20 protein-coding genes are annotated in these 22,177 nt (G+C 31.3%); 17 read left to right on the top strand and 3 right to left on the bottom strand.

Annotated elements, in window-relative coordinates:
• The first annotated feature begins 64 nt into the window (after nt 1-64).
• The 4 genes from menA to J3U20_RS06980 all read left to right on the top strand — a co-directional run bounded on the left by menA (nt 65) and on the right by J3U20_RS06980 (nt 2,959).
• Nucleotides 65-988 carry a 1,4-dihydroxy-2-naphthoate octaprenyltransferase gene (menA, locus tag J3U20_RS06995; protein WP_160542545.1) on the top strand — a complete coding sequence of 308 codons (924 nt, stop codon included), beginning with the start codon at nt 65-67 and terminating at the stop codon, nt 986-988.
• Between the two features lie 11 nt (nt 989-999).
• Nucleotides 1,000-1,704 (top strand): HAD family hydrolase, encoded by a 705-nt coding sequence (locus J3U20_RS06990; protein WP_160542544.1) that lies wholly within the window; start codon nt 1,000-1,002, stop codon nt 1,702-1,704.
• A gap of 15 nt (nt 1,705-1,719) precedes the next feature.
• A complete protein-coding gene (gene rnhA, locus J3U20_RS06985; protein WP_160542585.1) occupies nt 1,720-2,202 on the top strand; it encodes a ribonuclease HI in 483 nt (160 codons plus the stop codon).
• A 115-nt stretch (nt 2,203-2,317) separates the two neighbouring features.
• Nucleotides 2,318-2,959 carry a C40 family peptidase gene (locus J3U20_RS06980; RefSeq protein WP_160542543.1) on the top strand — a complete coding sequence of 214 codons (642 nt, stop codon included), beginning with the start codon at nt 2,318-2,320 and terminating at the stop codon, nt 2,957-2,959.
• A 163-nt stretch (nt 2,960-3,122) separates the two neighbouring features.
• On the opposite strand, the gene J3U20_RS06975 is transcribed toward J3U20_RS06980, so the two are convergent.
• Complete coding sequence (locus J3U20_RS06975) at nt 3,123-4,745, bottom strand: ABC-F family ATP-binding cassette domain-containing protein (RefSeq protein ID WP_160542542.1); 1,623 nt, start codon at nt 4,743-4,745, stop codon at nt 3,123-3,125.
• A gap of 45 nt (nt 4,746-4,790) precedes the next feature.
• On the opposite strand from J3U20_RS06975, the gene smpB reads away from it, so the two are divergent.
• From smpB to J3U20_RS06945, 6 genes are all read left to right on the top strand, one after another.
• Nucleotides 4,791-5,249, top strand: a complete 459-nt coding sequence (gene smpB, locus J3U20_RS06970) for an SsrA-binding protein SmpB (protein ID WP_105296380.1) — start codon at nt 4,791-4,793, stop codon at nt 5,247-5,249.
• A gap of 63 nt (nt 5,250-5,312) precedes the next feature.
• Nucleotides 5,313-6,722 (top strand): OmpA family protein, encoded by a 1,410-nt coding sequence (locus J3U20_RS06965; RefSeq protein WP_160542541.1) that lies wholly within the window; start codon nt 5,313-5,315, stop codon nt 6,720-6,722.
• 105 nt (nt 6,723-6,827) lie between these two features.
• Nucleotides 6,828-8,249, top strand: coding sequence for an OmpA family protein (locus J3U20_RS06960; protein WP_160542540.1), 1,422 nt, complete (start codon nt 6,828-6,830; stop codon nt 8,247-8,249).
• A gap of 244 nt (nt 8,250-8,493) precedes the next feature.
• Nucleotides 8,494-9,243 carry a 3-deoxy-manno-octulosonate cytidylyltransferase gene (gene kdsB / locus J3U20_RS06955; protein WP_160542539.1) on the top strand — a complete coding sequence of 250 codons (750 nt, stop codon included), beginning with the start codon at nt 8,494-8,496 and terminating at the stop codon, nt 9,241-9,243.
• A 4-nt stretch (nt 9,244-9,247) separates the two neighbouring features.
• Complete coding sequence (locus tag J3U20_RS06950) at nt 9,248-10,321, top strand: iron-containing alcohol dehydrogenase family protein (RefSeq protein ID WP_160542538.1); 1,074 nt, start codon at nt 9,248-9,250, stop codon at nt 10,319-10,321.
• A gap of 123 nt (nt 10,322-10,444) precedes the next feature.
• Nucleotides 10,445-11,107, top strand: a complete 663-nt coding sequence (locus J3U20_RS06945) for a histidine kinase (protein WP_160542537.1) — start codon at nt 10,445-10,447, stop codon at nt 11,105-11,107.
• A 70-nt stretch (nt 11,108-11,177) separates the two neighbouring features.
• Here J3U20_RS06945 and J3U20_RS06940 read toward each other — a convergent pair whose 3' ends face one another.
• Both J3U20_RS06940 and J3U20_RS06935 read right to left on the bottom strand, forming a co-directional pair.
• Nucleotides 11,178-13,847 (bottom strand): reprolysin-like metallopeptidase, encoded by a 2,670-nt coding sequence (locus tag J3U20_RS06940; RefSeq protein WP_160542536.1) that lies wholly within the window; start codon nt 13,845-13,847, stop codon nt 11,178-11,180.
• A 373-nt stretch (nt 13,848-14,220) separates the two neighbouring features.
• Nucleotides 14,221-14,685: a hypothetical protein gene (locus J3U20_RS06935; protein ID WP_160542535.1), complete on the bottom strand. Its 465-nt coding sequence runs from the start codon at nt 14,683-14,685 to the stop codon at nt 14,221-14,223.
• 189 nt (nt 14,686-14,874) lie between these two features.
• Here J3U20_RS06935 and J3U20_RS06930 point away from each other — a divergent pair, with 189 nt between their 5' ends.
• From J3U20_RS06930 to nusB, 7 genes are all read left to right on the top strand, one after another.
• On the top strand, nt 14,875-16,365 hold the full coding sequence (locus tag J3U20_RS06930; RefSeq protein ID WP_160542534.1) for an SLC13 family permease: 1,491 nt from the start codon (nt 14,875-14,877) through the stop codon (nt 16,363-16,365).
• Nucleotides 16,366-16,512: 147 nt separating this feature from the next.
• Nucleotides 16,513-17,943 (top strand): tRNA (N6-isopentenyl adenosine(37)-C2)-methylthiotransferase MiaB, encoded by a 1,431-nt coding sequence (gene miaB / locus J3U20_RS06925; protein WP_160542533.1) that lies wholly within the window; start codon nt 16,513-16,515, stop codon nt 17,941-17,943.
• A 9-nt stretch (nt 17,944-17,952) separates the two neighbouring features.
• Nucleotides 17,953-19,230, top strand: coding sequence for a sigma-54 interaction domain-containing protein (locus J3U20_RS06920; RefSeq protein WP_105296370.1), 1,278 nt, complete (start codon nt 17,953-17,955; stop codon nt 19,228-19,230).
• Entirely contained in the window at nt 19,214-19,723 is a 510-nt protein-coding gene (locus J3U20_RS06915) for an LptE family protein (RefSeq protein ID WP_105296369.1), read from the top strand. The genes J3U20_RS06920 and J3U20_RS06915 overlap by 17 nt, the downstream gene beginning before the upstream one ends.
• Nucleotides 19,724-19,726: 3 nt before the next feature.
• Complete coding sequence (locus J3U20_RS06910; RefSeq protein WP_160542532.1) at nt 19,727-20,872, top strand: hypothetical protein; 1,146 nt, start codon at nt 19,727-19,729, stop codon at nt 20,870-20,872.
• Between the two features lies 1 nt (nt 20,873).
• Nucleotides 20,874-21,200 carry a preprotein translocase subunit SecG gene (gene secG, locus J3U20_RS06905; RefSeq protein WP_105296367.1) on the top strand — a complete coding sequence of 109 codons (327 nt, stop codon included), beginning with the start codon at nt 20,874-20,876 and terminating at the stop codon, nt 21,198-21,200.
• Between the two features lie 64 nt (nt 21,201-21,264).
• Complete coding sequence (gene nusB, locus J3U20_RS06900; RefSeq protein ID WP_105296366.1) at nt 21,265-22,170, top strand: transcription antitermination factor NusB; 906 nt, start codon at nt 21,265-21,267, stop codon at nt 22,168-22,170.
• Nucleotides 22,171-22,177: the final 7 nt, after the last annotated feature.

The raw sequence follows: 22,177 nt of genomic DNA, 5'->3' as shown, positions 1-22,177 counted from the left end.
TGCGTTAAATCTATCATATAATTAGTGTATTTTTGTAAAAAGTTAAAAAATAGAAGAAAAACAGATGAAAAATTGGATTGAGGCCGCTAGATTAAGAACGTTACCGCTTTCATTAAGTGGAATCATTTTAGGAGGATTACTTGCCAAATGGAAAGGGAATTTTGATGGAATTATTTTTGGACTTTCTTGTCTTACAACCATATTATTTCAAATATTGTCCAATTTTGCCAATGATTATGGAGATGGAACCAAAGGAACCGATAATGAGTTACGAGTAGGTCCGGTTCGTGCTATTCAATCGGGAGCTATTACACAACAATCCATGTTTCGTGCAATTTTAATTACTGTATTTCTATCCCTACTTTCTTCAATAGTTCTGCTTTGGTATGCTTTTATCCCCAATTATAAAAGTGAATTTTTTATATTCATTGGATTGGGAATTGCTTGTGTATTGGCGGCTATATTTTATACTATGGGAAAAAAGCCCTACGGATATATGGGATTAGGGGATTTTTTTGTTTTTATTTTTTTTGGATGGGTTTCTGTTTTAGGAAGTGAATTTCTTTATACAAAATCTTTTACTTGGGATAATTTGCTTCCCGCCTCTGCAATTGGCTTATTTAGTGTAGCCGTTTTGAATCTAAATAATATGAGAGACATTGAATCGGATAGAATCAGTCATAAAAAAACGCTGGCATTACGATTAGGATTTCAAAATGCTAAGTATTATCAAATGGTACTAATGAATCTTCCTTTTATTCTTTGTCTCATTTTCCTGTTAATACATCAGAAAGAATTTGTTATAAAATTAGATAGTTGGTCATCATTAAAACCATTTTTATTCTTTATACTATTTATTCCGAATACTATAGTACGCAGAAAAATTCTTTACACCCAAACCCCCAAAGATTTAGATTTATACTTAAAACCTACAGCATTGTTAGCCTTATGTTTTTCCGTTTTCTTTGGAATGGGATTAAGCCTTTAAAAAAACTATACATGAAAAATAATATAAAACACATATTCTTTGATCTTGATAATACACTTTGGGATACGGATAAAAATTCAAAGTTAACTCTTAAAAATATTTATGAAAATTTAAAAATTGAAGAAAAGTATCAATTACAATTTTCAGATTTTTATATAAGTTATTACAACAGGAATGAAAATCTATGGTCCTTATATAGGCAAGATAAGGTAAGCAAAGCAGATATATTGGAAAAAAGATTCAGGGATACGTTTTTGGAATTTCATATAAATGACCCTGCAATTTGGGATTATTTTAATGCCAATTTTTTAACTCAGATCATGGAAAACAATAATCTAATCGAGTATGCAGAGGAAATTTTGAAATATCTAAAAACAAAAGGTTATCAATTACATGTTGTTTCCAATGGCTTTGTAATACAAACCGAACAAAAAGTTCAAGAAACTTGTATTAAAGATTATATAACCTCCCTAACCAGCGGAGAAGAAATAAATAAAAGAAAGCCGGCTAAAGAAGTATTTGAATTAGGTCTTAAAAAAGCCCATGCATTAGTGAATGAATCCGCGTTTATCGGGGATGATTGGGAGGCAGATGTACTAGGTTCTCAAAGAATAGGGATGTATCCGGTCTATTTTAATTACAAAAAAGAAGATCATTATAAAAATGCAGAAATTCCGATAATTAAAAATTTGTTAGAATTAAAAAATATCTTTTAAATAGATTAAATAGATATTATGATTGAGGTTTATACAGACGGAGCTTCTTCTGGAAATCCGGGAAAAGGAGGGTATGGCATTATAATGAAGCTGAAAGGAACTTCATATGAAAAAAACTTTTCAGAAGGATTTCGCTTAACTACCAACAATAGAATGGAATTATTGGCTGTGATTATTGCTTTGGAAAAAATTAATAAACCCGATCAAGAAGTTGAAATATATTCTGATTCAAAATATGTAGTCGATGCCGTTAATAATAAATGGATTTATGGTTGGGAGAAAAAAAGATTTGAAAAAGTTAAAAATCCGGATCTATGGATTCGATTTATTAGAATTTACAAAAAACATAAAGTAACCTTTCACTGGGTAAAGGGTCATCATGGGCATTTTTACAATGAAAAGGCGGATCAGTTGGCAACTGCTGCAGCTAAAGGAGAAAATCTGTCCATTGATATGGGATATGAAAATCTTATATCAGACAATAAAAATATTTTTTAATTAAATAGTCTAAACCGTTTGAAAAAATAATTTGTTAATAAATTAGTAAATAACGTGTTAAAAAAATGTTCATAATTTTATAAATTAGCACAAAGATTATTAAAAAATAAGATATATGAAAAGTAAAATGGTAATCTATGTGTTCGGATTGATGTTTTTTTCATTTATAACATCTTGTGTATCTTACGAGGCAACTTCTTCATATAAAAAATCAAAACATCCTCATTCGAAAAGATATACTTATAATTCCAATAAAACAAATAAACATATTTCAAAATCAAAACCATCGCATAAATCACCCCATATTTCAAAACCGATAAAGAAAGATTCGAATTCAGAATCAAAAAAATACGGAGTTCATAAAAATATAAAATCTACGGATGTTATTTTGGTTTTGAAAGAAGCAGAAAAATATAAAGGGACTCCTTATAAATATGGAGGAAATACTTTCAGTGGCATAGATTGTTCCGGTTTAGTTTGCAATGCTTACCAAAGAATAGATGTAAAATTACCAAGACGTTCCATAGATATGTCTAATGCAGGAAAAGATGTAAGTATCTCTCGAATAAAAGAAGGCGATTTATTATTTTTTAATACAGGGGGGAGCTCAATAAATCATGTAGGTATAGTCTATAATATATCCGGTTCAGGCGAAATTACATTCATACATGCCTCAACATCTAAAGGGGTTATAATTAGTTCTCTCGAAGAAACTTATTGGAAAAATAAATTTAAAAAAGCACAAAGGATCCTTTAAGTTAAAGTAAAATATTGTTTAGAATAACACGCTTGCCAGCCGGATAATTCAAAGTTTATTATAAAAAAAACCTTTTAATCATATTATAGATTAAAAGGTTTTATAGTATTATCATTTTGGTGAAATAAAAATCTTTATGATTTAAATTTCGCCCAATAATTTCTTAGCTATAATATTGCGCTTTAAGTTCTTTAACTTTTGCGTCAGATAAATACTCATCATAGCTCATATAGCGGTCAATGATACCTTTAGGGGTTAATTCAATGATTCTGTTACAAACAGTAGATAATAATTCATGGTCATGAGAAGAAAGTAAAATAGTGCCCTTAAAATTGGTTAACGAGTTGTTAAGAGCCGTAATACTTTCCAAGTCTAAATGGTTGGTAGGCTCATCAAGAAGTAAAACATTAGCTTTAAATAACATCATTCTTGAAAACATACAACGCATTTTTTCACCTCCCGAAAGAACTTTGCAAGATTTTAAAGCTTCATCACCACTAAATAGCATTTTACCTAAAAATCCTCGGATATATTCTTCATGTCTCTCCTCATCTGTATTCACATACTGACGAAGCCAATCTACAAGGTTATCGTCCGATTGAAAATATTTAGTATTATCTAAAGGAAGGTAACTTTGCTTAGTAGTTATACCCCAAGAATAACTCCCTTTATCAGGTTCTGACTCTCCGGATAATATTTGAAAAAATTCAGTAATAGCCAAAGAATTTCTGGATAGAACGGCAACTTTATCCCCCTTTTTTAGGTTCAAGTCAATATTGCTGAATAACAATTCACCATCTTTAGTTTTTTCCAATCCTTTAACGTCCAATATTTGATCCCCGGCTTCACGTTCTTGTTCAAAAATAATTGCCGGATATCTTCTAGAAGACGGCTTGATATCTTCAATATTTAATTTTTCGATCATTTTTTTACGAGCTGTGGCCTGTTTTGCTTTAGCAACATTAGAACTAAACCTGGAAATAAACTCTTGAAGTTCTTTCTTTTTTTCCTCAGCCTTTTTGTTTTGTTGAGCTCTTTGACGGGCAGCTAATTGACTGGCCTCATACCAAAATGAATAGTTACCGGTATATAAATTTAATTTTCCGAAATCCAAATCGCAGGTATGAGTACAAACTGCATCCAAAAAGTGACGGTCGTGCGAAACAACAATTACAGTATTTTCGTATCCCGCCAAGAAATCTTCTAACCAAGATATGGTTTCAATGTCTAAATCATTCGTAGGCTCATCAAGAATAAGAACATCAGGATTTCCGAATAAAGCTTGAGCAAGTAATACTCTTACTTTGTCAGCATTTTCCAATTCAGACATCATTTTATAATGTGCATCGTCTTTTATTCCAAGATTAGATAATAAAGTTCCTGCATCAGACTCAGCATTCCAACCTCCCATTTCTTCATAAATAATACCTAATTCTCCCGCTTTAACTCCATCTTCATCAGAAAAATCAGGTTTGGCATATAAAGCATCCATTTCCTCCTTTATGTGGAAAAGTTTCTGATTCCCTTTAATAACCGTTTCCAGTACAGGATATGCATCATAAGCAAAGTGATTTTGTTCCAATACAGACATTCTTTTATCTGTTTCAAGGCTTACACTTCCTGTAGTCGGTTCAACATCGCCGGATAGAATTTTCAAAAATGTAGATTTTCCTGCTCCATTAGCTCCAATAATTCCATAACAGTTTCCTTTCGTAAATTTTACATTAACCTCATCAAAGAGTACTCTTTTTCCAAATTGTAAAGATAAATTTGATACTGTAAGCATATACTTTAATAAATTTGTACAAAAGTAGTAAGAAAAACTTTGATTATGAAATTTGAAAATAAAGTAAATATACTGAATAGAAAAGCTAGATTTAACTATGAATTATTGGATAAATATGAGGCAGGAATAGTTTTACATGGTACTGAGATAAAATCTATTAGATTAGGGAAAGCAAGTATTGCAGAGAGTTTTTGTCAGATTATTAATGGCGAATTATATGTAATAAATATGACCATTGACGAATATTATTACGGAACTCGTTATAATCATACAATAAAAAGGGAAAGAAAACTGTTATTACATAAAAAGGAAATTAACAAACTGTTAAGAAAAACTAAAGAAACAGGATTAACGATTGTTCCTACAAAATTGTATATCAATGAAAAAGGAATCGCGAAGATCCAAGTATATCTTGCGAAAGGGAAAAAATTATATGACAAAAGAGAAGCGATAAAAGAAAGAGAATCCAAACGAAATATTAACAGAATGGTAAAGAAATATTAATTTTTTCTTGGGAGTTAGATAATAAAAATGTTACTTTGCAACCTAAAAATTAGATTTTTATATATGAAAAAGTTCAATTTGTTACTTACAGGATTGGCTACAACGTTAGCAACTACTGTATTTGCTCAAAACATTTCGGATAAGTGGTATATCGGGATTGGAGCTCATGCGGTAGACTATACTTCTGTTCGTGGTATCTTTGACGGATATTTTGATACCGATGATTATAGTATTGTACCACCGTTGTCTAAATTAACAGTAGCTAGAAGCATAGCTAAAAACTTTGCAGTTGACTTGCAAGCTTCAATTGGAGAAATAGACAATAAAAGATTAAAAATTAAAGATGAATTCTTTGTTTTAGCAGGATTAGGTATTAGATATACCCCATTAAGTGAATCCAAATCTTTAAAATGGTTAGATCCATACGTTAGAGTAGGGGCAAATTACCACAAATATTCTTATAAAGGAATTAGAATCGTTGAAAACGATCCAACCACTCACTTAGACGCTTACGATGATGATTATAATCCTAAGAAAAATTATAAACTGGGAGGTAAATTTACCGGTCATGATAATAATTTCATATTAAATGGTGGAGTAGGTATTAACTTCTGGTTTACAAAAAACTTTGGTATAAATCTAGAATCTCAATATAACTGGGCAACAGCATATTCTAAAGATTATATAAATTTCTTCCAACATTCTGCATCGATTATATTTAAATTCGGAGCTAAGAAAGAAGAACCACTTCCGCCACCTCCACCGGTAGAAGCACCAAGTGATAGAGACGGAGACGGCATTCCAGACGATCAAGACAGATGTCCTGATACACCGGGATTGCCTCAATTCCAAGGATGTCCTGATACAGACGGAGACGGTATTCCGGACGACCAAGACAGATGTCCGAATGCAGCAGGACCTTCACAATTCCAAGGATGTCCTGACACAGATGGAGACGGTATTCCTGATATTGATGATGCTTGTCCAGCAGTAAAAGGACCAATTGAAAACAACGGTTGTCCTTGGGAAACTAAAGACGTTACTTTCAGATTAAAAAATATCAACTTTGAATTTAACAGTTCTAAATTAACAGCAGAGTCTTTACCATTAGTAAAAGATGCAGCTAAATTATTAAAAGATGAAAGTTTTGATGGTAAAAAATTCTTTGTAGACGGACATACCGACAGAGTAGGATCTGTAGCCGTAAACAATAGAATATCAAAACAAAGAGCACAATCTGTAGTGAACGAATTAATTAATGAAGGTATAGAAAAAGATAGATTGATAGCTAGAGGCTTTGGAAAAACAGAATTATTATGTAAACAAGCAGATATCAATACTAAAAAAGACGAAGAAGGAAATATACTATATCCTGACCAAGAATCTTGTGATAGATCTAATAGAAGAGTGGTAGTTTTAGATCAGGCAGGAGATAAAGTTTCCGTAACAAAAGAAGTGAAAATTAAGAAATAATTGATCTACAAATAAAAAAACCATCCTAATAAGGATGGTTTTTTTATATATTGGAATAGAATTTGTTTAGTAGAATAAAATAAATCATAGTAGTAAGAAATTAATATGAAAAAATTTAAATTATTGATTACAATAGGAGCTGTTATAATGGCCATTGTAACTAAAGCTCAAAATACTACAGAAAAGTGGTATGTGGGGATAGGGATGCATGCAACTGACCATACGTCAGTGCGTGGTATCTTTGACGGATATTTTGATACCGATGATTATAGTTTTTCTTTTCCATTATCAAAATTAACTGTAGCAAGAAGTATTGGTAAAAACTTTGCAGTTGATTTACAAGCTTCAATAAGTGATATGGATAACAAAAGATTAAAAATAAAAGACGAATTTTTTGTTTTAGCAGGTTTAGGTCTTAGATTTACTCCACTTAGTGAGTCAAAATCATTAAGATGGCTGGACCCATATGTGAGAGTAGGTGCAAACTATCACAAATATTCTTATAAAGGAATTAAAATTGTTGAGGATGATCCATCTACTCACTTAGACGCTTATGATGATGATTATAACTCAGATAAAAATTATAAGTTAGGAGGTAAATTTACAGGAAAGGATGATATGTTTGTAGTAAACGGAGGTGTAGGTATTAACTTTTGGTTTACCAGAAACTTTGGTTTAAACATAGAATCTCAATATAACTGGGTAACTAATCAATCAAAAGATTATTCTGACTTCTTTCAACACTCAGCATCTTTAATATTTAAATTTGGAGCTAAGAAAGAACAACCATTACCACCACCTCCGGTAGCGCCGAGCGATAGAGATGGGGACGGAATTCCAGATGATCAAGACAGATGTCCTGATACACCGGGATTACCACAATTCCAAGGATGCCCTGATACAGACGGAGACGGTATCCCTGACGATCAAGACAGATGTCCGAATGCAGCAGGACCTGCACAATTCCAAGGATGTCCTGACACAGATGGAGACGGTATCCCTGATATTGATGATGCTTGTCCAACAGTAAAAGGACCAATTGAAAACAACGGTTGTCCATGGGAAACTAAAGACGTTACATTCAAATTAAAAAATATCAACTTTGAATTTAACAGTTCTAAATTAACAGCAGAATCTTTACCATTAGTTAACGACGCTGCAAAAATGTTAAATGACGGAAGTTTTGATGGTAAAAAATTCTTTGTAGACGGACATACCGACAGAGTAGGATCTGTAGCCGTAAACAATAGAATATCAAAACAAAGAGCACAATCTGTAGTAAACGAATTAGTTAAAAACGGAGTAAGCAAAGATAGATTGATAGCAAGAGGATTCGGTAAATCAGAATTGTTATGTAAACAACAAGATATCAATGCTAAGAAAGACGATAAAGGAAATATTCTTTATCCGGATCAAGAAACTTGTGATAGAGAAAACAGAAGAGTTGTGATCTTAGATCAAACCGGTTCAAAAGTATCAATCACAGAAGAAGTTAAGGTAAAAACTCCTAGTAACAGAAGAAGATAATTTACTAAACAAACTTTTCTAATAGAAAAAAGTCATCCAAATTTTGGATGACTTTTTTTATTCATTATTCTTAAAAGTATAATAAAAGAATACAATTATTAAATAATGATTTATAAAAAAAATAATAGCTGTATAAAAAATTTTAAAGATAAAAAATAAGCACATTTAAAATGTTTTTTTAATAGGGATAATACCGGTTAACAAAAGCTATTTTAGTTAACTTTGTAATTAAATTATAAATAACGTGAAAATAATAGCAGTTATTCCTGCAAGATATGCAGCCTCTCGTTTCCCTGCAAAGCTGATGGGTATGTTAGGAGAAAAAACAGTCATTCGGTCAACCTATGAAAATGCAATTAAAACCCGTCTTTTTTCAGATGTATTTGTAGTAACAGATTCCGAAATAATTCATAATGAAATTACCAGAAACGGAGGTAAAGCCATTATGAGTAGAAAAGAACATGAGACAGGAAGTGATCGAATTGCAGAAGCTGTTGAAAATTTAGAATGCGATATCATCATAAACATACAAGGAGATGAACCTTTTGTAAAAACCGAACCGTTAGCAAGGCTAATTGAAGTATTTAAGAAAGATCAAGAAAATAAAATTGATGTTGCTACCTTGATTCGTAAAATGGACGATTGGAATTTAATTGAGGATTCTAATTATGTAAAAGTAGTTAAAGACCAAAATGACTTTGCACTATATTTTTCACGTTCAGTTATACCATATCCTCGAGAAAAATCATTTCAGGCGGATTACTATGAGCATGTAGGTGTATATGCTTTTCGTAAACAAGCCTTACTAGATTTTGCAAAATTACCGATGTTACAAAACGAACAAGCAGAAAAGGTGGAGTGCATAAGATATTTAGAATATGGCATGAAAATTAAGGTAATAGAGACTGATTTTGTAGGAGTTGAAATAGACACTCCGGAGGATTTGGAAAAAGCAAATGAAATATTAAAAAAACAGATAAACGAGAAAAAATAAAAATATGAAATTCAGAAATTTCCCAATGGTTCCCCGTGTAATTTACGGACGTGGAAGCTTTGATCAAACTTCAGAAATTATTGAAGAAAAAAGAAATAAAGATTATCCATTTATTTTTTTAGTAGATAAAGTGTTTGAAGGAAAAGAATTAGAAAAAAGAATTCCCTTAAAAGGAAAAGATAAAATTATATTTATAGATACTACTGATGAACCCAAAACCAAAGGAATTGATGCGATCAGAGATTCATTAAAAGAGGAATATGGAACTGTTTCCGGAGTTATTGGAATAGGAGGAGGAAGTGTAATGGATTCGGCAAAAGCTGTTGCAATCATGATGAATAGTGAAGGTTCTTCTTCTCAATATCAAGGGTGGGATTTAGTGAAAAATCCGGCTGTTTATCATGTAGGTATACCAACAATTAGTGGTACAGGAGCAGAAGTTTCCAGAACTTGTATATTAACCGGGCCGGAAAGAAAATTAGGTATTAATTCAGATTTTACCCCTTTTGATCAAGTTATTTTGGATCCATCTTTAGTAAAAGGAGTAGAAAAAAATCAGGCATTTTTTACCGGTATGGATTGTTATATTCATTGCATTGAGTCTTTAACAGGAACATATCTTAATGCTTTCAGTAAAAGTTACGGAGAAAAAGCATTAGAACTTTGCCAAAAAGTATATGTTCATAAATCTGAATGGGATGATGAGTCTGATGAAGATTTAATGATGGCATCTTGGCATGGAGGAATGAGCATTGCTTATTCACAAGTAGGAATTGCTCATGCGGTGAGTTACGGACTTTCTTATTTACTAGGAACTCATCATGGAGTAGGTAATTGCATTGTTTTTGACCGATTAGAAGAGTATTATCCTGAAGGAGTTAAGGAATTTAAATATATGGTTGAAAAAAATCAGATTGAAATTCCACAAGGTGTATGCAAAGGATTATCTGATGAACAATTCAATACCATGATTAATGTTTCTTATGGAATGGCTCCGCTTTGGGAAAATGCATTAGGTAAAGATTGGCAGAAAATAATGACTAAAGAAAAATTAAGAGCACTTTACGAAGAAATGTAATACCATTACTCGAAAGATAATAATTCAATTAATGCAAAGATATAAATTGAAGAAAAATGTAATTCCAGGATAACTTTATAGTTGCCTGGAATTTTTTTACAGTCAACCCATTTTAATTTTTATATGAAGAAACTTTTTTTTGTTTTGCTGATATTCCTTTTGAACATATGTTATTCTCAGACGGTAGAAGAAATAATTAAAAAGCATTTGGAAGTTACCGGAGGTACACATCATTGGAAAGAATTGAATTCAATAATAATTAAAGGAGATATAATTTTAGGATTAAATGAGTCATATCCTATAGAAATTTATCAGCAGAGACCGAATCTTAATAAAACTTGTATAGAAATACAAGGAAAAAAAATTATTTTAAATGCTTACAACGGAAAGAAAGCTATACAATATAACTTTCAAACGAATTCACTTGAAGAAGATAATAATTACGTTCCTGAAGCATTTGAATCGGATTTAATTGATTATTCTGCAAAAGGGTTTCTTCCTATATTTATCGGAGAAGAACGTATTGATAATAAGAATTCTTATAAAATTAAACTAACTAATAACAGAGAATCAGAAATTTATTACTTTGATAAAACCAACTATCAATTAGTTAGAGAAGATACTTCAAATGAAAGTAAATTATATTCAAACTTTAAATTAGTCTCCGGACTAATCTTTCCTTATCGTTTGGTTGTTAAAAACAAGGAGGATGACTCAGAATTTATTCTTGTATTTAAATCGCTTGAAATTAACAAGATCATTCCTGAAAAAGAATTTAAATTTTAAAAATAAAGAAAAATTTAAAGCACTCTCATAAATATATAAAAGAGTGCTTTATTTGTTTTAACTTAAAGGATTACTTCTTAATTACATTTTTGGATATAGAATTACCATTTCCCGTAATATTTATGGTATATATACCCGCAGGATAATTAGTAAGATCTATAGAAAAAAGCTTATTTTTTTCAACTTTTGAAAATAATAAGCTACCGGCCAAATTATAAACTTTGACGTTGCTTGTATTTCCTCTAAATTGAATAGCACCTAAATCGATAGTAAAAACTCCTTCAGAAGGATTAGGATAAACTTTAAATGTTGGGGTTTCTGAAAAATTTTCATCGGTTTGGAGTTGCTTATAATTTAAACTGCATAAATTCAAAGAAAAAGAATTTAATGTACCAACATCGTTAGCATAATGATCTGCTACTCCTAATAGCCATTCACCGCTATAATTTTTCTTATAAAGTGAATGAATTGCATTACGAGGTTTAATCGTACCTGTAATAGGAGAAGAACAGTTTATTGCAGCTCCGTTATCATCAAAAGTAACTTTTAAATCTGAATAATATTCACATGAATGATTCCATAAAACAGTTGATTTATAATCCGGACCGGGGTCTTGTAAAACAATGTATAAATCAAAAATATTTGGATGATCTATATCAACAGATACCTGTAAATTAATTAATTCATCATAATTCTCATTTTCAGGAATAATAATTCCCATGGTAGCAAAATCAGAATTTAAATGATCACCATTTCCGTCAGGAATCGGAATCGGGGAAAGGTTTGGCATATATTTTTTACAAATTACTTCCGATTCATACCCTATTGAAAAATATTCGGTTAAGGCAAAATAAATATTATTACTAGCCTCAATCATTATTTTTGCTTTTTTAGCGACAAGATCAGCAGGTAAATCCACAGTTGCATCTCCAGAATTAGGAATATGATCAGCCAGAGGAGTAATAGTTTGCCCCTCATCCGTAACTAATGAAATATTCACATATTGTGTATTAAATGGCTGTGCTGTTGTATTAGCAACATTCCATGCTACTTTAATTGAACTTCCTTTCTTAGCAATATAATCAGCGGTAGGAAATGTTGCGATAAATGGCCCCCCGCTATCTGAAACCATAACTTCTTTAGCAACAATCTTAGTCTGAGGTTTATTAGGATTATTATCACGTACGGTTACAGTAAAATTCAGGACTCTTTTAACGTTAGAAACAGTCTCCCAAGTATTTGGAGAGTAACTATCGGTAGTTAAAGCGGGAAAATATCTTCTGGTAGATGAAGTCGGTAGAAAAGACCTGAAAATAGGACCGGATCTTTGTGAAGAATCGACTCGAATAACATTCTTACGAGCATTATCAATTTGTTCCCAACAAAAAGTCAGCTCATCCCCATCAGGATCTGTTGTTCCTTCTGCATCCAAGTAAAACCGTGTCCCCATAGGAATGGTCACACTAGAGGGACCTAAATTTACTACGGGGGGATGATTAGGAATTTGATTGATTGTTCCACAGGTTTTACGCTTTAGATTTCTGTTAATTTGCTGAATACTTGCAGAATGAAAATAAGCATCCGAACTTAATTGTACATTGGCAGATGTGATACCGGCATATCCCATTATTGTACTTCCGCTTCCCGGTTCAATATTAACCCCCGTGTTTTCAAGCCAACAAGAAAAAGTATGATTAGCTCCCAACTGATGTCCCAATTCATGAGCTACGTAATCAATATCAAAATGATCTCCTGACGGATTATTATTTGAGGGGGAAGTTATCCCACTACCTTTTCCTACAGAAGTAGGGATTCCATTTCGATCCATCAAAGGACTGACACAAATACACCCTATGCACCCGGCATTTCCTCCTCCACCATTACCGCCAAAAAGATGGCCAATATCATAGTTATCTTCTCCAACCACAGCTGTTAATGTTTTTTGAAGTTCCATATTCCAGTTATCCATCAAAGATGAATCGGAATAAGGGTCCGTATTTGGATCTTCATAAATAAGAGAAATATTATTTATCATTTTAAGATTTACAGCTAGATCTTTTTCCAAAATACCATTCACTCGGGTTAAGGTGATATTTATTTGTTGTAAAGCTCCGGTTACGCCACCAAAATGTTGAGTATATTCACCGGTTACTGAAAGAGCTAATCTATACGTGCGAAATTTTCGATCACCCGATATAATTTTATAAGAACTTGATTCTTCCGAATTAATTTCATCAACCGTATTACAATTGAAATCATTAAAGATGTTTTCCTTTCTAATACGAACAGAATAAACTTCTCCATCGGTTGTATAAGGATCAATGAGCTGAATGATACCCGTATTATCCATAATCATTGAATTGAATTGATTGGGAGAAATACTAAATCGAATATATTTGTTCGTATCATCTATACCGATTCCTGCGTATGAATACAATTCGTATGTATTTTCAATTTCTTCATCCATTACAGGAGCATGATAAACCGAAAATCTTTCTATTTTTCCTTCGGATGTTGGAACGTATACTATGATAGGAGCATGGTTAGTTCCTCTTAATGAGGCCGAATTTAATTGTTTTTTCAAAGAATAAAAATCAACGGTATATAGTTCTTCAATGGGTAAATTGATATTTTCACTTTTTATCTTCTTTCCTGTTAAGCTTGTTCTCTTCCAATAATTTTGTGCTGAAAGAGGGATACTGAACATAAAAACACTAATAATTAATAAGAAAATTTTCATGTATTTCTATTTTTGTATGTTATTATGAAAACAAAAATATATATTATAAATTAATAAGCAATAATATTAATGTTTATTTATGATTATTAATTATAAAATTATAAATTGTAATTTTACTATCAACAGTTTTTAAAAAATAGATAAAATGAAAAACAGGGTTTTTGATTTATAGTATAGTATAAAACAAAATTATCAAGATAAATAATATAATGAAGTCAATAAATAATGGTATTTAATTTTATAAGATAAAATTAGTTTATTTATTGAAAATAAGGTATATGGGATCTCAAATTATTTTTAAAAGAAAAATTATTTATTAAGAAGCAACTTATATCACAGTTTTAATAAAACGAAAACCTTATATAAATAAAAATTACATAAATATTCTTGCCCAGCTTTCTTTAAGAGGAAGTCTAAATTTTTCTTCGAATTCTTTGGAAGTACTTATAGCAAGGTTATAAATATAGGTTTCAGGAGAAATTTGAGCGGATTTGATTTTTTCCTTAAAAGAATTCATAGGTACAGTAGTAATTTCCCCTTTATCATCTTCATAGCTTACCCATAATCGGTTTAAAAGTTCTAATTGATATTTTTGATCGATTTGTCTAATGCATTGATTCAATTTATCGATAGAACATCCGGTGGCTTTCGCTTGATTTTCATCAACCGCTATAATTATGAATTTATTTTTAATAATCGTAAGCTCAGATTTTAAATCAGCACCATGTGCCGCCCATGTTTTCAAAAAGTCAGTAAGAATTTTGGTGATATCTTGAATTTCTTCAGGGGTAAGAAATCTTCTAGATTGAAAAACCCAGAGCTTAGAAAAATTATTCATAATTTATATTAGAGGTAAACTTTACCTGTGTTATTAATGTGAGAATTAGGATACAAATTTAAAAATTAATTTCTCAATTAAGAGTAAACTATTAGAAATAAATAGTAAATTTATAAAGAGTTTTGCTATCTGTCATTAAGGTAAGCAAAGTTTTTAAGAGTAGATAAAATTTAATTTAGGGCTATATATATGGATTTTGATTTTCATAGAATTAATAAAGATTTTAAAAAGATTAATACGAATATTAGAGTCTATAGTGATCTTCTTATAGAAAAATCTTTAGATGTTTGGAATATAAAAACTAAAGTTGGATTATTCTTTTTTTCATTAGGTATTGCTTTATTAGGTACTTATTTTCTTTCTCCTCAAGAATTTACTAAAGCTCAAGAATACACCCTGTTCATTCTGATGTTTTCAATACTTCTATGGGTTACCGAAGCAATACCCCCCTTTGCCGTAGGGATACTGATCACAGGTTTTCTCATTTATACCATGGGGAATATAGAAGGATCAACAATTGATCCGAAAACTATTTCTAATACATGGTCTGATAGTGTTATATGGATTTTCTTGGGCGGTTTTTTTCTCAGTGAAAGTATGAGAAAAACAGGAATAGATATTTCTTTATTTAGAGGTACCATATCTATTTTTGGTAGTAAGCCGTCGCATATGTTGTTAGGAATTATGCTAACTACTTCCTGTTTATCATTAATTATATCCAATACGGCAACATCAGCCATGATTTTGGCAGCTGTTATGCCTTTTTTAGACAGAGAAGGGAAAGATTCGCCCATGACAAAAGCAATATTGATAAGCATACCGGCCTCGGCAACTTTTGCAGGAATGGGCAGCTTAATATCTTCTCCTCCCAATTTGATTGTAGTAGATGTTTTAAAATCCAAAGGTATTGAGGTTTCTTTTTTTGATTGGATGATCTTGGGCTTGCCCGTAGCAATAGTATTGTTGTTGTTCTTTTGGATTCTGCTTAAGCAAAAATATACATCTAAAGTTGAAAAAATTAATTTAAATTTCTTAGAAGAATTAGCCCCGATTCCCAAAAAGATTAGATTGCAGAGGTTTTTTGTAATACTAATTTTATTTATAACCGTTTTCTTTTGGATGATGGGTTCAAAATTGAAAATCCCAAGTGCAGCCACTTCAGGAATTCCTATTGTTTTCCTTCCTATGTTAGGGATTATAACGGCTGAAGATATAAGAAAGCTTCCGTGGGATACCTTAATGTTAGTCGCCGGTGGATTATCACTAGGGATTGCAATAAAGGAATTGCTGGCGCCCTATTATTCCGAATTATTGGGAGATGCATCGTTTAATGAATATTTAATGATGATGATTTTTGCTATAGTGACTGTGATTTTTTCTAACATAATGAGTAGTACGGCTACAGCAACCATCGTCATAAATATTGCTGCGGTAGTACTTCCTCCGGAACAAATACTGCCGATCGGTTTAGTAATTGGTCTTTGTGCTTCGTGCGGATTATTCCTGCCCGTGTCAACGCCTCCCAATGCAATAGTATACAGTACAGGGATGCTTAAGCAATCAGACTTTTATTTTGGAGGTTTTTATGCAGCAATAGTAGGAACTATAGTAATCATGGCTTGGGTGTTATTTTTGCAAAATTTTACGGGGTATTTTGAGATGGTCTTAACAAGCAGATAAATAAAATTATATTTACTTAACATATATTTTAAGAAATATTTAAAACAATAATCTGTCAACTTGGCATATAAAGTTTTATCTTTGCAGACTATTTTTATTTTGATTTAGTAATATCCCGGTACTTTTTTTCGTAGGGAATGTTTAAATATGGAAAAAGAAATTATAGAAGGAAGACAAGGAGAAATCTTAATACAAGAAAGTTCTATTAAAAACACCAAAAAAATGTTTTTAGAAAGCTATGGTTGTCAAATGAATTTTTCCGATAGTGAAATAGTAGCTTCAATACTTAGTAACGAAGGATATAATACTACCTCTCAACTGGAAGAAGCAGATTTAGTTCTTCTCAATACTTGCTCTATTCGTGAAAAAGCGGAGCAAACGGTTAGAAAAAGACTTTCTCAATTTAATGCAATAAAAAGAAAAAAGCCGGATCTGGTTATAGGCGTTCTCGGCTGCATGGCAGAAAGATTAAAAACAAAGTTTTTGGAAGAAGAGCATTTAGTTGATCTAGTGGTAGGTCCCGATGCATACAGAGATCTTCCGAACTTATTGAAAAATACGGATGATGGAAGAAATGCCATTAATGTACTTTTATCAAAAGAAGAGACTTATGCAGATATAAGTCCGATACGCTTAGGCGGAAATGGAGTTACAGCTTTTGTGTCCATAACCCGAGGATGTGATAATATGTGTACATTCTGTGTGGTTCCTTTTACAAGAGGAAGAGAACGCAGTAGAGATCCACATTCAATTCTTAAAGAATGTAAAGAGTTGAGAGAAAACGGATATAAAGAAATTACACTTTTAGGACAAAATATAGATAGTTACTTATGGTATGGAGGAGGTCCTAAAAAAGATTTCTTAAAAGCTAGTGAATTGCAAAGAGCAACAGCGATAAATTTTGCACAATTATTGAACATGGTAGCTGAAGCTTGTCCTGAAATTAGAATACGATTTTCAACGTCCAATCCGCAAGACATGCATGAAGAAGTATTGCACGTAATGGCTAAACATGATAATATTTGCAAATACATCCATTTACCTGTTCAAAGTGGGAGCACTACAGTTTTGCAGCGAATGAATCGTCAACACACACGGGAAGAATATATTAATTTAGTGGATAAAATAAGGGAAATCGTACCTGATTGCGCGATTTCACATGATATCATAGCAGGTTTTTGTGGAGAAACGGAAGAAGAGCATCAAGAAACCTTATCTCTAATGAAATATGCAAAATACGATTTCGGATACATGTTTGCTTATTCTGAACGTCCCGGTACGTTAGCTCATAAAAAAATGAAAGACGATGTGCCAGCGGAAATAAAGTCAAGAAGACTTAAAGAAATTATAAATCTTCAACAAGAACTTTCATTAGAAAGAATGAAAACGTATACTAACAAAGTACACGAAGTTTTGATAGAGGGAACCAGTAAAAAAAGTAAAGATCAATGGTACGGAAGGATTTCTCAAAATGCAGTGGTGGTTTTTACTAAAACAGATCAAACAAAAGTTGGAGATTTTGTTAATGTATTGGTAAATGATTGCACTTCAGCTACCTTGATAGGAGAGATCGCATAAATAAATATTATGGATTCATTACAGGCAATAAAACAAAGATTCGGAATAATTGGAAATAACCTTGCACTTAACAGGGCTTTAGAAAAAGCTATGCAAGTAGCACCTACAGATATTTCTGTTTTGGTAATTGGAGAAAGCGGGGTAGGAAAAGAGTTTATTCCTAAAATAATTCATAATCTTTCACCAAGAAAACATAAACAATATATTGCTGTTAATTGTGGAGCAATTCCCGAAGGGACCATAGATTCAGAACTTTTTGGTCACGAAAAAGGAGCTTTTACGGGAGCAGATAAGGTTCGTAAAGGATATTTTGAAGTAGCAGATGGAGGAACCATTTTTTTAGATGAAGTAGGAGAATTGCCTTTGCAAACGCAAGTTCGTTTATTAAGAGTATTGGAAAGTGGTGAATTTATGAAAGTCGGATCATCTACTATTCAAAAAACAAATATAAGAATTGTAGCTGCGACTAATGTTAATTTATTGGAAGCAATTAAAAAAGGCAGATTCAGAGAAGATTTATATTACAGGTTAAATACAGTACAGATTGATATACCTGCTTTAAGGGAAAGGAAGGATGATATTCCTTTACTTTTCAGAAAATTTGCAGTTGACTTTTCAGAAAAATATAGAATGCCTTCAGTGAGTTTATCAGAAGAAGCCATGTCCTATATTCAAAATTATTATTGGCCGGGAAATATCCGTCAATTAAGAAATTTTACCGAACAAATTACGGTGGTGGAAACCAACAGGAATTTGTCTATAGATAAGGTAAAAGAATATTTAAAAGACATTCCACAAACCACGTCTTTAGTAAACTTTTCCAAGCAAAATGAAAATCATTCGGATTTTTCCAGTGAAAGGGAAATATTATATAAGTTTTTATTCGATATGAAAAAAGATCTCAACGATTTGAAAGCGTTGACTTTAGAACTCATTAAAAATAAAGGCGATTTGATGCTAAACTCAAATGATCAGGATCTTTTCCAACGAGTATATAAAGATTATGATATTCCTAAATCGGGAGATTCTCTTGTTTATTATGATGAAAAACCCGTCATACCGACAGTTCCTTCATCAGTTAATGAGTATCACGAAATTTTGGATGACTACGAATATGAAGATGTGTCCAACAATTCGGAATCTTTATCTTTACAAAGAAAGGAAGAGGAACTTATTAAAAAAGCTTTAGAAAAGTATAATGGAAAACGTAAATTAGCAGCAAAAGAGTTGGGGATTTCGGAAAGAACATTATATAGAAAAATAAAACAATATGATATTGAAGAATAAAATCATATTACTCATAATAGGAATTTTTTTTATATCTTTGTCCGGATGTTATTCATTCACAGGGGCTTCTTTGGATCCCGATATAAAAACTATAGAAATAAAATCATTTCCTAATTATTCAGCTTATCAAAGCCCGAATTTAAGTGTAGATTTTACTACCGCCTTACAAAGTAGATTTAATCAAAGAACGAAGCTTGTAGAGACTAATATAGATCCGGATATCATTTTAGAAGGAGAAATAACTAACTTTTCAACCAGTCCGGTAAATATACAAAGTAATTCCGACGAAGCAACGCAAAACAGATTGACGATAAGCGTTTCTGTTAGATACGAAAATAAAAAGCAGCCTGAAAAGAGTTTCGAAAAAACTTTTTCCGATTATGAAGATTATTCTAGCAAAGAATTATTGATTAATGTTCAAGATGATCTTGCCCAGAAAATCAATCAAAGAATTATTGATCAAATATTTTTAGCGATAGTAGCCGATTGGTAAATTATGGATAATAGTAGAATTATACAGTTAATAGAAAACCCTGAAAAACTTAAATTTTCCGATAAGAATTATGTGGAAGATTTAATAACTCACTATCCATTTTCTCAATCGTTTCATTTAATTTATTTAAATTGGAAAAATAGATATGTATCAGAACCGTTAACTAATGAAGATATTAAAAAGGTTTCAATTTATACGAACTATCGAGAATTAATAAAAAAATCCATTGATACTAACAAGAAGTTAGTAGAACCAATTACAGCAGAAGAATTGATCGATAAAAAAGAAGATGAAATTTTACAAGCAGATGATAATAAATTTGAAGAAACTATAGTTCTTGAAAATATTGTTAGTAATGAATTTATGGAAGAGGATAGCAGTTTAACCCAATTGAAAGCAATAGATTCAAATTCTGAAATTATAAATGAACAAAAAATATCCGAAGAATTAGTAAATAACAACAATATAGAAATTGAACCTATAGAAGATCATTCTAAAATTCAATTACTTTTAACTAATGAAGATGCTAAGGATAATAAGAAAATCTTTTTAAACAGTGATGTCTCCTATACCAATATAGAAAAGTTAGGAATATCACATTTATTTACTTCAAGCTTAGAAAAAGAAAATGAAGAAAATTTCGAGAATAAGGAAGAAAGTACTGAAATTGAACATTCGGAAATTGAAGAAGAAGTAAAGGAAGATTTGGTTGGTAATGAAATCAATGAAATTCAGTTAAGCGAACCAAGTATTGAAAACAAGCAAGAGGAAATTACTTTGGAATCGGACAAATTAACTTTTAATCAATGGATATCACTTTCCAAGCAAAAAAAAGCTTTAAAATCTGAAAAAGTAATACCACAACAAGAAAAACAAAATAGCATTATTTCAAACTTTATTGAAAATAATCCCAAGATAAAACCGGTTGCAAAAGACACGAAATATAGTAAAGACGTAGAATTTAAAAAAGAAGAAATTCAGGACATTGCAAATTTAATGACTATTACCTTAGCTCAATTATATGTAGAGCAAGGTAAATATGATACAGCATTAACAGCTTTTAAGATATTAAGTTTGAAATATCCAGAAAAAAGTAGTTATTTTGCCTCGGAAATAAGAAGAATAAAAAAGATAAAAAATTCAAAATAATATGACAGCAGTATATGGAATACTAATGATATTTATCATTATCGCATGCGTTTTGCTAATATTAGTTGTTTTGTCGCAAAATCCAAAAGGAGGAGGTTTAAGTTCAACTTTCGGAGGTAGTGGAACACAAATGTTCGGTGTTCAGAAAACAAATGATTTTATGGAGAAGGCAACTTGGACCTTAGGAGGAGTAATAGTAGTATTGTCAATTTTTGCATCGGTATTAATTGCAAAGCCAACTATATATACATCAACTCCAACCCAAAACTCAAAACAGTCTTCAACCCCTCAACAAGAACAGGCTTTGCCTAAAACTAACGTTAAGTAAAATATACTTGTAATAATTAACACTAAAAATATAGTATTAACAAAGTTCTTAAAAATTTATTGTTGTGTTAGGAAGAAGGCAAATTAGAGAAAAAATTCTACAGGTTCTGTATGCGTATAATATAAGTGGGAATGAGTTAGAATATGTTGAAAATAGAATGTTCCAGTCTATAGATGAGATATATGATTTATATATATATCAACTAAATCTTCTATTGGCTGTGAGAGATTATGCTCTTGAAGTAATAGAAAGGAAAAAGCAAAAACGTTTTGCCACAGATGAGGAAAAAAATCCTAATCTTAAGTTTGTTAATAATAAGATATTTGAGCTGTTAGAGAAAAACAAAGCTAGAAAAGAGTATTCGGACAAACATTTAGAATTATCGTGGCATTTAAATAATAATTATCCTGCAATTATCTTTAAAAAATTTCAAACATCGCGAAGTTATTTAGAGTATATGCAAAGTAAAGAAACAGATTTTGAGTCGGAAAAAAAGGTATTGCTTAAACTGTTTTTAAAACATATAGCAGATAATGACATCATGTATGAATGGTTTGAGGAATTAAAACTTTCTTGGGCAGATGATGTTCATATTGCCAATAATATGACCCTGAAGACTATAAAGTCTATTGAGGAAGGAGCACCCTTTGATACATTAATTCAAGTTTTAAAATCGGATGAGGGTATTTTATTTGCAAAAAATCTATTCAGGACCACGGTTAAACACTATCCGGAAAGTTTAAAATTAATTGAAAAAAGATCAAATAACTGGGAGTTGGATAGAATTGCGGAAATAGATAAAATCATATTGGCAATGGGATTTACAGAACTCAATTATTTTCCTCAAGTTCCGGCTAAAGTTGTTATTAATGAATGTATTGAATTAGCAAAAGTTTATTCTAGCGCTAAAAGTAATGTATTTATTAATGGTATTTTAGACAGATATGCTAGAGATATGAATAAAGTTTAAACATCCT

This window comes from Apibacter sp. B3919 (assembly GCF_026537405.1).
Lineage (GTDB): Bacteria > Bacteroidota > Bacteroidia > Flavobacteriales > Weeksellaceae > Apibacter.
The sequence above is the reverse complement of the archived record's forward strand: the minus strand, read 5'-3'. Positions and strand labels throughout refer to the sequence as shown.